At 35.3% G+C, this 14,851-nt stretch carries 6 protein-coding genes; all 6 read left to right on the top strand.

Annotated elements, in window-relative coordinates:
• Positions 1–11 precede the first annotated feature (11 nt).
• Positions 12–968: an NAD-dependent epimerase/dehydratase family protein gene (locus FA707_RS08705; protein WP_136953861.1), complete on the top strand. Its 957-nt coding sequence runs from the start codon at positions 12–14 to the stop codon at positions 966–968.
• Between the two features lie 144 nt (positions 969–1,112).
• Positions 1,113–4,475: a CDP-glycerol glycerophosphotransferase family protein gene (locus tag FA707_RS08700; protein WP_136953860.1), complete on the top strand. Its 3,363-nt coding sequence runs from the start codon at positions 1,113–1,115 to the stop codon at positions 4,473–4,475.
• A gap of 219 nt (positions 4,476–4,694) precedes the next feature.
• Entirely contained in the window at positions 4,695–5,825 is a 1,131-nt protein-coding gene (locus tag FA707_RS08695; RefSeq protein ID WP_168177388.1) for an acyltransferase family protein, read from the top strand.
• A gap of 121 nt (positions 5,826–5,946) precedes the next feature.
• Positions 5,947–9,252, top strand: a complete 3,306-nt coding sequence (locus tag FA707_RS08690) for a serine hydrolase (RefSeq protein WP_136953858.1) — start codon at positions 5,947–5,949, stop codon at positions 9,250–9,252.
• 91 nt (positions 9,253–9,343) lie between these two features.
• Complete coding sequence (locus FA707_RS08685) at positions 9,344–12,091, top strand: GW dipeptide domain-containing protein (RefSeq protein ID WP_210409618.1); 2,748 nt, start codon at positions 9,344–9,346, stop codon at positions 12,089–12,091.
• Positions 12,092–12,337: 246 nt separating this feature from the next.
• The gene (locus FA707_RS08680) at positions 12,338–14,842 is read left to right on the top strand and encodes a glycosyltransferase (RefSeq protein ID WP_136953857.1); all 2,505 of its coding nucleotides are present in this window, start codon (positions 12,338–12,340) and stop codon (positions 14,840–14,842) included.
• Positions 14,843–14,851 lie beyond the last annotated feature (9 nt).

The raw sequence follows: 14,851 nt of genomic DNA, 5'->3' as shown, positions 1-14,851 counted from the left end.
GAGGCGGTAAAATGCATTATTTAGTCACGGGAGGGGCAGGATTTATAGGCTCTAACCTAAGCAATAAATTGCTGAAAAAGGGACATGAAGTCACAGTAATTGATGACTTATCAATGGGTAAAAAAGAAAATTTAGTAGCATCAGCTAATTTGACATTCATTGAAGGTTCAGTGACGGATCAATCGTTAATGAAAGGATTGATTTCTTCTAATAAATTTGACTATATTTTTCACTTGGCAGCAGTAGCAAGTGTTGCTGATTCAGTTGAACGTCCGGTTGAAACACATGAAGTGAATTATAGTAGTGCACTAAATTTATTAGAATTAGTTAGAGTATATCAACCAACTATTAACAGAATTGTATTTGCTTCATCAGCGGCAGTTTATGGTGATGATCCCGTCTTACCGAAAACTGAAAATTCAATCATTAATCCACTAACACCATATGCTGTGGATAAATATGCAGCAGAACGTACATTATTAAATGCTGAAAAATTATTTGGTATTAAGACATCGGCTACTAGATTCTTTAATGTATATGGACCTAATCAAAATCCTAGCTCACCTTATTCAGGCGTTATCTCTATTTTATTAGACAGAGTGATTAAAACCAAAAATGGAGAAAAAGTAATGTTTACGTTATTCGGTGATGGGGAACAAACTAGAGATTTCGTATTTGTTGAAGATGTCTTAGATGCTTTACTATTAGTCGCGGAGTCTGAAGAAACAATTGGTGAAGTTTATAATGTTGGAACAGCAATTAATACTAATTTGAATACCGTGATTAGTACATTAAATGAAATTTTAAATGTAAAGTTAGATGTTATTTATCAAGAAGCTAGAAAAGGCGACATTAAAGATTCTTACGCTTCAATTGATAAATTGAAGCAACTAGGGTATGAACCTAAATTTAATATTAAACAAGGGTTAGAAAAATTAGTAGCACATGAAATGAAAAATAATCATTGATTAGGTACTGGTTTGCTGATCAACTTAAAAAATGACATACTTAATAAAAAAGTGAAGAGTAAAATCTTCACTTTTTTAGAGTTTTAATACCATTTTTGGTGTGACTATTGTGATGTTAAAAAATAGAATTAAGGAAGTTAGAACATGATACAACTATTTAGCAGCAAGAAAAAGAAAAAACAAAAGAGCATGTACCACTTAATACGTGAACATTATGGGACATATTATGAAACAGCTGTAATTGATGAGAATGCGGTACTATATGAAACCCGTGACGGAGCATCTATCACTGATTCGCCATACGCTATTTTCTTGAAATTAGTGGCAGATGAGAACTATCAACACTTGAAGCATATTTGGGTGTTGAAAAAAGATCACGAAGAAGCATTATTAAATGTCCCAGAAGCTTATCGTCAACGTATAACGGTAGTTGAACGTGACACGCTTGAGTATGTGGATGCGATGTTAACGTCAAAATATGTTATCACCAACTCGACGTTCCAAACGTTTTTTGTGAAACGACCAAATCAAGTGTATATCAACACATGGCATGGAACGCCGCTAAAATTAATGGGCTTTGATATGCCAGGTGCTATTTACGGAGCGCAAAATGTCATGCGTAATTTCTTGATGACAGATTATCTGTTATCACCCAATGCCCATACAACGGATATTTTTAAACGTGCGTATAAGTTAAATGATGTCTATGAAGGGACTATCATTGAACATGGTTATCCACGAATCGACTTAACGTTAAACGCTCCTAAATCTGAACTACAAGCTAAGTTATCGACGTTTGGTATTGTATTAGATGAAACGAAGAAGACTTTATTATATACGCCAACTTGGCGTGGTAAGGCAGTGGGGAATGCTCAAAATACAATCGAACAAACGGTTCAAGAAGTAGAACAATTAACCGTGAAATTCTCAAATGAGTATAATATTTTAATCAAGGCCCATCCGTTTGCGTACAAACATTTAAAAGATGATGAACGTTTAGCAGGACACTTAATCTCTGATTACTTAGATGCGAATGAGTTATTAAGCTTAGTAGATGTGTTAGTCACAGATTATTCAAGTATTTTCTTTGATTTTCTAGTGACAGATAAGCCAATTATTTTCTACGTTTGGGATAAAGAAGTATATTTAGCGGAACGTGGCATGTACTTGGAACTTGATACTTTACCAGGTCCTACGGCTGAAAGTATGACCAATTTAATTGATTTATTGAGTGACGTGGAGCAAGCCATTGCGCCATACCAAGCTAACTATCGCTCAATGAAAGAAAGAATGGTAGCCTATGATAACGGTCAAGTGACCGAAGATTATCTCGATATTATGTTTAATGGCAAAGAACGTTCTGATGTTAAACAGTTATCACTAAAAACAGACAAGAAAAAACTCTTGATTTATCCAGGCGGGATGCGTAAAAACGGTATCACAACAAGTTTCTTAAATTTGATGGATAATATTAACTATGAGCAATATGATGTGACTGTTTTGGCGGATGAACCAAAATTGAAAGAGGTTCGCTATAATTTTGATCGCCTTAATTCAAATGTTCGTTGTCTATATCGAACAGGGGCTTCGATTTGGAGTGTCGAAGAAGCCGAAGATAATCGTCGTTTAATCCATCGTGACTTTGATTCAGATGAACCAGTCATTTATCCAGAGCGTGCTTACCGTCGTGATGTTAACCGCTTATTGGGGAATTTAACGTTTGATGCGGCTATTGATTTCAGTGGCTATAGTCTTTTTTGGGCAAAAAACATTTTAGGTGCACAAGCTAATCGTTATTTAGTTTTTGCTCATAATGATTTATATGCTGATGCGCATCGTGAAGTGAATGGCGAAATGCCGATGTATCGTGGATTAAGAAGTCTTTTTGAGAATTACTATAAATTTGACAAAATCATTAGTGTAAGTCCAATGACTATGGCAGTTAATCAAGAGAAATTGTCAGAGTTTGTTAAACCAGAACAGATGACTTATGCGGTAAATACGATTAATATTCAAGCTATTCTAGGTGAGCATGCTCAAGAAATCGTAGAAGATAGCAAGCAAGTTGAAAAACTAATAGTCAAAGAGCAACCAAAAGAGTTGAAAAATAGTGGTGAAGTAGTTTTCTTTGATAATTTAGAAAAACTAAAGAATCATCAGGGACAAACTATCATTGTTAATTCAACTGATAAAATCACTAGTATCGCCACGTTACAAGAAAACAATCAATCTTATGATAAAGTACTGCTAAATGATTTGCCTTTAGGATGGATTGCGAGTGATTATTTATCTGAGTCATTAACCCTAGTTGTAGAAAACATTAGTGACTATGTCGGTTTAGGAACCGTAGCAAGAAAACTAGATAATCCTATTTGGAAAGGAAATCAAGAGGGACCTAGTGAAAATACGAAAGTAGCATATGCTAGGGATTTTAAAGGAACCTATTTGATGTTCTCAAAACTAGCCAAAACGTCAAAAGGTGACTATGTACTGGTTAGTCATTTAGGGCAAGAATTAGGTTGGTTGGCTTATAGTTCATTAACACGTATTCATAAATTATCTAGATTTAGCCCATTATGGTTGTATTATCGCACGCGAGCGAATCGTTTGGCTAAACAACTGGAAATTAGTGCGAGTCAACATGTTGAACCATTCCAATACTACGTGAAAAATAAAGAGAGTGTAACTGAATTACCAATTTGGCAATTACCAGATGGTGTGACGAACAGTCAGCTGCTTGAGTCAACACTTGTTAATCAATATTTGGGAGAAGTTTTAGAGACAGTTGAACGAGTAAAAACATCAAAAGGTAACTTTATTGGTGTAACACTCAGGGATTCATCAATGGCTTATATTGAAGAAAAGCATTTAGATATATTGACTGCAGAACAATCTCTTCAAGCTTTAAAAGAAAAAGCTGCTCAACAAGTTGCATTGGAAAAGCAGGCGTATCAATTACCTAAATACGACCTAGCGGGTAGTCGTGTAGAACCATTGGATCCAGACTATTGTAATTTTATTAATATGGGACGTTTATCGCCTGAAAAGAATCAGGTTGCCTTAATTAAAGGATTTGCTTTGTTTAATCAGAAACATCCTAAGACAAGACTTTATATCTTAGGTAAAGGTCCTTTGGAAGAGGAATTAATTGCTGCGGTTAAAGAGACAAAGATGACAGAGCATATTTTTGTCTTGGGACATTTAGATAATCCGTTTCGATTTGTATCAGAAAACGATGTTTTCGTACTACCTTCATTTTATGAAGGACAACCGATGGTGTTGCTAGAATCTCTGACGTTGGGTCTGCCACTATTAGTTTCGGATATCCCTGCGAATCGCAATGTCGTGGGTGATGAAACATACGGGTTGTACATTAACGGCTTTGAACCAACTGATATTGAATTAGGTTTAGAATATATTTATCTAAGTGATCGTAAGTTTAAGCGATTCGATTATTTAAGTTATAATGAAGATGCCATAAATGATTTTTATCATCATTTAATTTAATAGAAAAGAAATGGTTGAAACAGATAGATAGTATTATTAGTATGACAACAGTTCTTTGTTTTTAGTTCCAACATTTTGTTTGTAAAGACTGACAAAGAACTGTTTCTAGTTGAAATGATGTTCGTTAGAGAGTCTTTATGCGAACGGATGTTTTGGAATATAATCGTTCTAAAAGAATTAAAATATGTGATTATTAAGATTAATAAGGAGATGAATCAATTGGAAAGAAAAATCCTTTTTACTAGAAAGGATACGAAGGTAGCTAAAGGAATGGCGATTGTTTTAATGTTAATTCATCACTTGTGGACATTTCCTGACAGACTACCAAATGGCAACTTAGCAATGACTGGACCACTCACCACTATGTCAATTAATGGTGTACCGATATTAATCGCATTCGGTCGATTTGGGAAAATTTGTGTCTCAATATTTATGTTTTTTGTGGGATATGGTCTCTATAAACAGTATATTTCAGGACGCTTAAATCTCGCAAAAAGAATTACAAGTATTTATTTTTCATATTGGAAAATATTTATACTATTTATTCCGATTGCCTTTATTTTCTTTGGTAATCAAGAAGCGTTAACACGTTATTCAGATTTATATCGTCACTTTGATTTACAAACGTTTATTCTTAATTTTTGGGGAATTAACGTCACTGCATATAATGGTGAATGGTGGTTTGTGATGGCGTTTGTGATTGCTTGTTTAGTTGGTTACATTTACATCGTGTTAACGAAAAACATTAATGATTTGACAATTGAAATGGGTTTAGTCTTTCTTTTGAATTTATTCGTCATTAATTTTCTACCTGAACTAGTTCAGCTACCTGTTTTTGAATCCTTAAAGGGAGAAATCTATTATGAAAAGTTTTTTAATCAAACAGGGATTATGACGTTATTTAGCGGTATCACTTTTGCTAAATATAACGTATTAGATCAATTAATGAGTAAGTTAGCGCAGATTAAAAATTGGGGGAAATGGTTATTAAGTATTGGGGGAGTATTATCGGCTATTTATTTACTTAATTTTAGTGGCTTTGAATTTTATTATTTTGTTTTGACACCAGTTTTAGTCGCTTTACTAGTTAGCGTCATTAATACTAGTAAAATACTAACTACCGTTTTTATTTTTTTAGGTCAACATAGCACGAATATGTGGCTCGTCCATAGTTTCTTTTGCTACCGTTTTTCAATTTTTGTTAAGTTGGTTTTTATTTCTAGAAATCCGATTATTAATTTATTGGTTTTAATATTGTTATCACTAGGAACATCTATTGCCATTGACTATTTTTATAATAAAATCGAAAAATTAAAAGACAAGTATCACTTAAGAATTATGATTGATTAGAAATAAAAAGATTTTAATAAACGTAAGTTATTATTTTTTTGACGATAATATCCTGTATAATAGAAAATGTTGGAAATTTAAAAATGTAGAGGTAGATAATGAACATTTTAGGAGGAATCTTGTGAAAAAAATCGTAACAAACATGTTGGTTAGTACGTTAGTTTTATCACCTATGTTGCAAGTCACTGAAGTGATAGCAGAAACAACTTCAGAGGTTGCTTCAGAAAGCCAAGCTGCAATAAAAGAGAATACTAGCGGTACAGAATCATCAGTTGAAAATAATCAAGTAACACCATCATCAAGTTTTGAACCAGTTGAAAAAGTTGAGGCTGATGATGAAGTGTCAGATAGTGCTGAACAGCAGATAGGTTCGACTGTGCAAACATCAACGGTTTCATCAGTTGAAGAATCAAGCGAAGTTAAACCATTAGAAGACTTGGAAATTTCAGATTCGGTTCAAGAAGCAGTCAGAGCTGAAGCGTTGAAGATTATGGAGACGGTTGGTAACTACCGTAGTCAACAAAAAGCGACAGTTCCAGAGCGAGTAACGTCATTTGTTGAAGCAATATTACCATCGGTTAGAAAACTTTCAATTGCTAATAATTTGTACGCCTCCGTTATGATGGCACAGGCTTCACTAGAAAGTGCTTACGGAACAAGTACGCTAGCAAGTGCCCCAAACTATAACCTATTTGGGGTTAAGTATAGTGGAGTTGGTGATTATGTTGAGATGGAAACGATTGAATATGATGACAATCAAGTAGCGCATGTTGTTATCGCTAAATTCCAAAAATATAATTCTTATGAAGAGTCTTTACAAGATTATGTAAAGAAAATCAGAAAAGGTGTCTCATGGGATGCCAATTACTATGCAGGAGTTTGGAAAGAAAATACTAAAACGTATCAAGATGCTACTGCGGCTTTGACGGGCCGTTATGCAACTGATCCGAACTATGGTACGAAGTTAAATAACGTGATTGAAACATATGGTTTTACCCAATATGATGTACCTGAAGCAACTTACACCTTGACGGGTCAAAATCTAAACAAGACTTCAAGAATTGCAAGTAATAGCTACTATATATATACTGCACCATATGGCACGAAAGGTGCTTATCGAGCGGGTAAGCTAGCTGATTATTTTGAGGTTGATAGTGGGATAATCGTTACGATGACTGCAACGACCTCGACTGGCGTAAAAGTATGTTATATTCAAGACTTAGGTTGGGTCGATTACCGCGCTTTAGGTAATGTGGAAGCCGCAGTAGCTACCTTAGAAACCCGTAATACTAACATGCGAATCGCTGATGAAGGTTATTATGTCTATCGCGCCCCGTATAAGACTTATGACAGTGTTAAATTAAAACAATTATCAGCTCTATATAAAAACGGTCAAGCAGTACCTGTGACTCAGTATGCCGTAACTAGTAAAGGCGTGAAAACTTACTATATTGAAAATGTCGGTTGGGTTGACCATCGCTCGTTAGGGACTTTGGCGACTTATCTAGAAGATCTAAGTTTTGTCGCTAGGGACATGAAAGTCATTAACACGAGCTACTATGTGTATACGAATCCTTATCATACTGCGGATTCATTTAGAAATGTGCTTGTAAAAGATAAATATAAAGCAGGTGATGCTGTTCGTGTGACTCGTTATGCTACAACGAGTGAGGGCGTTAAAACCTACTATATCGAGAATATAGGCTGGGTCGATTATCGTGTACTAGGTGAATTCGCAACATTTACCGAAGATTCGTCATTTGTCGCTAAAAACATGAAAGTTAAAGACAATGGCTATTACTTCTACAGCGCTCCATATAACACAAGTGGTTCTAAACAAGGAACACAAGTCAAAATAAAGTATGCTAAAGGTGATGCCGTTCGTGTGACTCGTTATGGAACGACTAGTACTGGTGTTAAGACTTACTATATTGAAAATGTCGGTTGGGTCGATTATCGTGCGTTGAGTGAGTTTGCAACGTACACAGATGATACCAATTTTGTCTCGAAAAATGTAAGGATTAAAGATAATGGCTATAAGTTTTACCGTACGCCTTATAATACCGAAAACTCTGTCGCAACTGCAGCAATCAGTACAAAATTTAAAGTGAACGATCAAGTACGTGTTACACGCTACGGAAAAACAAGCGAAGGAATCAAAACCTACTATATCGAAAATGCTGGTTGGGTCGACTATCGTGCAATTAAAGAAATGGCAACGTACACAGATGATGCTAATTTCAAAGCTAAAAATATGCGTATCAAAAACAATGGCTATAACATTTACAAAACACCGTACAATACAACTGATTCAGTGGTCACTTCTGCACTTAGCAAAAAGTATAATGTGAACGATCTAGTGCGTGTCACACGCTACGGGAAAACAAGCGAAGGGATCAAAACATATTACATCGAGAATGTCGGCTGGGTAGATTATCGTGCTGTAAAAGAAGTTGCAACGATTAAGAGTGAAAAAACATTGAATAAATCGTTTGCTGTCAAAAACAACGGCTACAATATTTACTCAGCACCGTTTAATACAGCTGATATGAAATTAGTTGGTTCGTTAAAATCAAAATATAGTAATGGTAGTGTAGTGACGGTTACGAAGCAAGTAACAACTAGTGAAGGCGTTCAAGTTTACTACATCAAAAATGTCGGCTGGGTCGATCATCGAGCATTAACAGAAAGCATCCATGCTGAGAAAATGAAGAAAGTCCAAACCTTGTTAAATAATAAATACAACTCAAGTCGTTTTGGTATTTATGTTGAAAGTATGGGGGATCATTCAACTGCTAGCATTAATGCAAATAAACGCTATACAGCGCCAAGTACCGGTAAATTACCAGCTATTTATTACACGCAAAAACAGATCAATGCTGGTAAAATTAAGCCCACTGCGAAATATTTATACACTGACGCTATTAATAATATGACCAATGCTTATATGCGTGGAGGTGCAGGTATTTTACAGTCGAAACCTAAGAATAAATACTACAGCATCGATGAAATCTTGAATTGGACGATTAAATACTCCGACAACCAAGGGACAAACTTCTTAGCATATTATGCATGTGGTAAATATGACGCAACGATGAAAAAAGAGATTTCAAATATCATTGGTCGTACATGGGATAGCCCTTTCTCAATTACTGCTAAAGAAAACGCTAAATTGATGGAAGCTATCTATAAGCAAGGTGGACAAGCAACTCAATATTTACAAAATACGGTCTACGACAATCAACGAATTCCAAAATATTTACCAGTAAAAGTTGGTCATAAGATCGGTGATGTTTACGATTATCGTCATGATGTAGCAATAGTCTATGCTAATACACCATTTGTTTTATCCGTTATGACAAGTGGTAATACTAGCTACGAGACAATTTCTGTCATGGCTAAAGAGATTTATGATATTCTAAAATAGAGCTTTATTAGGATTGTTAATTGGAAAAAAATAATAATAGCGCGAAAGCTCATATTTCGCGCTATTATTTATTGAAGGAGCTATTATTTTTATGAAAAAACCACTAAGTCTTATGCTTGTCACGATGTTATTTAGTAGTAGTATTTTACCAACGTTAGCGATTGCTGAAACAACTGCTTCATCAGCAACTGCTCAAACAGAAACAGCAAGTGATACATCAGGAAGTTTAGCAACAGCTATTACAGAAGTAAGTTCAGGAGAGGCTAACCAAGTTACTCAAACTTCAGAAGAAATATCAACATCAGCAACAACTGCTAGTGCCTCACCAGAAATGCCAACAGCCCGTACTTCTCAAGAAGTTTCGACTACACCAGATTTAGTTACAGGAATTTACACCGCGGAATTAGCAGATCAATATCAACGTCATCCTGATGTTCAGGCGATGCTTGATTCGTTAACACCTGAAGACATCGCAACCTCAGTTGGGGCAGATGGGACCGGAGCTGAAGCGCACACGGAACTTGAAAAGCAAGAAGCTGCCGCGGTAATTGCCCGCACAATGAATGTCTTGGAAAAATATCAAGATGTTAATAACTATATTGCGCAACAAAAATTCCCTAATCCAAGTATTTCTAAAGATAGTCGTTTTGATATGTTACCAAAGAATGATTATAAATATAATCGTCCAACGGGGGTAGTTGTTCATGAAACAGCCAATGATTATTCGTCAATTTCGACTGAAGTCAATTTTATGTATGACAATTACAATAACGCTTTTGTGCACGCCTATGTTGATAATGGCAAAGTTATTGAAACCGCACCAACCGAGTACAAAGCTTGGGGAGCTGGTGGACAAGCGAATCCGTTTTATATTCACATTGAATTAGTTCGTGAAAGTAGTTTCCATAATTTTGCTAAATCAGTTAGTAACGATGCTTACTGGATTGCGTCACAATTGTATCAGTGGGGGTTAACACCATCACTTGCTGATAATAATGGAGGGAAAGGCTCGGTTATTAGTCATAATGCCGTTTCAAAATATTTAGGAGGAACGACTCACGTTGATCCGGTGACCTATTTTGCTAAATGGGGTTACAACATGAATCAATTCTATGCCCTAATCGTTAGCAAATACAATGCGATTAAAGCAAGTGATAACCGAACTGCCACGATTAAAAGTAAAACAGCCTTTAATCATGAATTACTAGTGGCTGATAATTCTTATCGTTTGTATACGAATCCTTATAATACACCAGGTGCAACACCGCTAAAATCATTACAAGCTATCGCTAAGAATGAAGATCCAATCCAAGTCAAAGAAGCCATCGTTACAAGCGAGGGTGTAAAGATTTATGGATTGGCTAATGGTCTATATGTTGATCAACGTGCCTTAAAAGCTAAAGCAACAGTTGTAGAAGAAAAAGCGGTAGATAAAATCATGAGTGTTACGAATACAGGCTATTATTTATATGACTTGCCATATAATACCTTAGGGGCTAGTAGACAAAAACAAATGTCAGAAGTTTATCAAAACTTACAACAAGTTAAAGTAGTAGCTGAAACGTTAACTTCTCAAAATATTAAACTGTATAAATTAGAAAACGGTTATTATGTTGACCGTCGCGCGTTATCTGAATTGGCAACAATCAAAACGCAAACCGATTTTTCTCCTGCTAATAATATGAAAGTTGTGAATAATGGCTATTACATTTACAGTAAACCTTACAATACGTTAGGAATGAAACGTGTGAGCCTATTGAAAGATAAATTAGCAATTAATGCTAATGCTGAAATTACTTCGGAAGTAGTGACTAGTACAGGTGTTAAAACCTATCATATTAATAATTTGGGATGGGTTGATTATCGTGCGTTTGAAAATTATAAAACGTTTGATGAAGACACAAGCTTCAAAGCAATTGGGATGCGCGTTGTGGATGATGGCTACTATATTTATTCGAATCCATACGGAAATTATAATGCAAATCGCGTGACACAATTGAAAGAAAAATTCAAAAATGGTAATAAAGTTCAAATAACACGTTATGGTATCACTAGTTCCGGTGTTAAAACATATTATATTGAAAATGTTGGCTGGGTAGATCATCGTGCGTTAGGTAGTTTAGCGACATTTAATGATGATGTGTCGTTCAGTGCCAAAACGATGAGAATCAAAAATAATGGCTACAATATTTACAGTGCGCCATATAATAACGAAAATTCAGCAGTAGTGTCACCAATTAGTAGCAAATACGCAGTGAATGCACAAGTGCGTGTGACGCGTTATGGTACAACTAGCGAAGGTATCAAAACATATTATATTGAGAATGTCGGTTGGGTAGATTATCGAGCGGTTAAAGAGGTGGCAACATTTACAGATGATGCGTCGTTCAGTGCCAAAACGATGAGAATCAAAAATAATGGCTACAATATTTACAGTGCGCCATATAATAACGAAAATTCAACAGTAGTGTCACCAATTAGTAGCAAATACGCAGTGAATGCACAAGTACGTGCGACGCATTATGGTACAACTAGTGAGGGTATAAAAACATATTATATTGAGAATGTCGGTTGGATAGATTATCGAGCGGTTAAAGAGGTGGCGACATTTACGGATGATAGCTCATTTAAAGCTAAAAATATGAAGATTAAAAACATTGGCTACAATATTTATAGTGCACCATTTAACAATGCTGATGCTACCGTAATAAAATCAATTTCTAGCAAGTATAAAGTTAATGACACAGTTCGCACTACTCGTTATGGTAAAACAAGTGAAGGAATTAAGACTTATTACATCGAGAACGTTGGCTGGGTGGATTACCGAGCGGTTTACTAATTAAAAGGTATAAACAACCTATACTAATTGAATAAGAGAGATTTTGAGCCTGACAGTCAGCACAATATTCTGATTGTTAGGTTCTTTTTGTGCAAATTAGGATGGTTTGTATTTTATTTAGGTTTTTTGTTCGAATATCTCTGATTTTTAACTAAAATGTTCATTAAATAACACTTTCGATTTTGTGCTAATAATAAAATATAGTATGATGAATGAATATTGAGATATGTGCATAGGAGAAAGAATATGGGACAACAAAAAATAAAGGAAATCATCAATTTTGGTGGTACTCAAACAAAAAAATGGCGTGATAACCGTTTTCGAGAGTTGGCTAGTTACTATACAGCCCTTCATCAATCTGAGATTCAAGAAGATAGTGTGTTATTCGAAAGTTATCATGCCGTGACAACTACTGGGAATGTCTATGCGATTTATCAGCAATTAGTTAAAACACATCCAAATTTAAAAAAATACTGGGTATATATAGAAGAGAGTCCATTAACAGCTCAAATGAAAAAAGATAAACAAACCCAGCTAGTAAAATACGAAAGCAAACAATACTTTAAACTATTAGCGACGGCTAAATACTTAATTAATGACACCTCTTTTATGCCGTATTTTGTTAAAAGAGCAGAACAAATATATGTTAACACTTGGCATGGGACACCGCTTAAAACACTAGGAAAAGATATTTTATCAGCAAGCATTACGGATCATAAAAATATTCAGCGCAATTTATTGGCGACCGATTATTTGATGATGCCCAATCGTTTTACGGCGGATAAGCTTCTTACCTCACATGATTGTGATGGGATTTTCCCAGGTCGAGTTTTTATTACTGGCAATGCACGTGTGGATCGTAACTTCTTACCAAGAGAAGAGGTAATTAATAACTATCAATTACCGTCTGATAAAGCAATTCTTTTATACGCACCGACGTGGAAGAAAAGTTTAGAAGACACTTCAGAAGCTGATATCGCTAGTTTAGTTAATCAAGTGGAGCAACTACAAGTAGCTTTAGGTGATAAGACACAGGTCTTGTTGAAGTCGCATTATTTCATTTACCAATCGTTCGTGACGTTAGGTTTAGCTGATAAAGTAGTTCCAGATTGGGTGGATACTAATGAATTACTAGGAGCTGTTGATGGATTAATTACCGATTATTCCTCTATCTTTTTTGACTATTTACCAAACAATCGTCCAATTTATTTTTATATGCCAGACCTTGAAAGTTATCAGAATACACGTGGTCTATATCTAGAAGTTGAAGGATTACCTGGACAAGTCTATCGTACCTTTAATGAATTAGTCAAAGGTGTCCAAATTCCTGAAGCTGATTATATGTTACAAACAGCGAATAGTCGTCAGCAATATTTGGGGAATTTTTGCTCTAAAGATAACGGTGAAGCAGCACAACGAGTAGTTGATATTGTTTTTAATAATCAAATTACCGCTGAAGAAATAAGTTACAAAAACGAAAAACAAGTGATTGTTTTATATGCTGGTGGCTTATTCAATAATGGCATTACTAACTCGTTAATCAACTTAACGAATGAAATTGACTACGATAAATATGAATTAATTATTTTTGAATTTGATAACATTGCGAACCATCAAGAAAAGAGCCAAAATTATCAACGACTAAATAAAAATGCAAAAGTTATATATAAATTTGGTCGAATTCCCCAAAGTTATCAAGATAGCTTGGCAGTTGATTTGTTTTTAAGACGCGGTCTAGGAGCTAAGAATGTTGATATAGCCAAAGTTGAGCGTTATTATCAAACAGATTTTAGACGGATATTTGGGAACTTAATGCCGGATGTAATCATTGATTTTGGTGGCTATAATAAAGTAATGACTTCACTGATTGCTTTTTCAAAAGTTGAACGTAAATTTGCATTTTTTCATAATTTGATGCTCGAAGAGTACAACAAAGTGATTAACAATCGTTATAAACACCGTTGGAATTTGAAAGTGATTTTCAGTTTATATCATTATTTTGACAAAATAATCTCAGTGACCGAATCAGCTAAAGAAAGTAATCGTCAAACATTAGCTAAGTTTGCCCCGAAAGTTAAGAGCGGCCAAATGGCAGCGTTGGAAAACTTAATTGATTGGCGTGGTATTTTGACAGGGATTGAAAAGGGTGAGCAACTAAACAATGACTATTCATTATCAAGGTTAATTATTTCCGAAAAAAGTGAGCGTCAAACGAGTCAGCTAACCTTGATTCCAACGCTTGATGAGCAAGCGACTCATTTTATTGCAGCAGCCCGCTTTTCACCTGAAAAAAATCACTTGGAAATGTTGGCAGCTTTCAAAGAAGTAGTCAAGAAACATCCTCAAGTTAGATTGCACTTATTAGGTGAAGGACCATTAGAGCAGGCGATTAACCATACTATTTTGGAATTAGGCTTACAAGATCACGTTTTTTCTTATGGTCACATTGCTAATCCGCATTATTTGATGAGTCAATGTGATTGTGCGGTCTTGTTCTCTAAATATGAAGGACAAGGGATGTTCTTATTAGAAGCTAAGGTGGCAGGATTACCAATTGTCGGAACCGATGTCCCCGGGATTCAATCAGTTATTGAATCGGGAGTCAACGGACTATTGGTACCATGCAATCATGAAGGAATGGTTGCTGGTTTTGAAAGCTATTTGACAGAGCAAGTTCCGGTACCACAATTTGATTATCAAACGTACAATCAGCAACTACTTGAGCAATTTGAACAGCTGTTGAAAGGTTAACGAACACCG

Source organism: Vagococcus zengguangii, from assembly GCF_005145005.1.
Taxonomy (GTDB): domain Bacteria; phylum Bacillota; class Bacilli; order Lactobacillales; family Vagococcaceae; genus Vagococcus_A; species Vagococcus_A zengguangii.
Note: the sequence above shows the minus strand (reverse complement) of the source record. Positions and strands in the feature narration are given on the sequence as shown.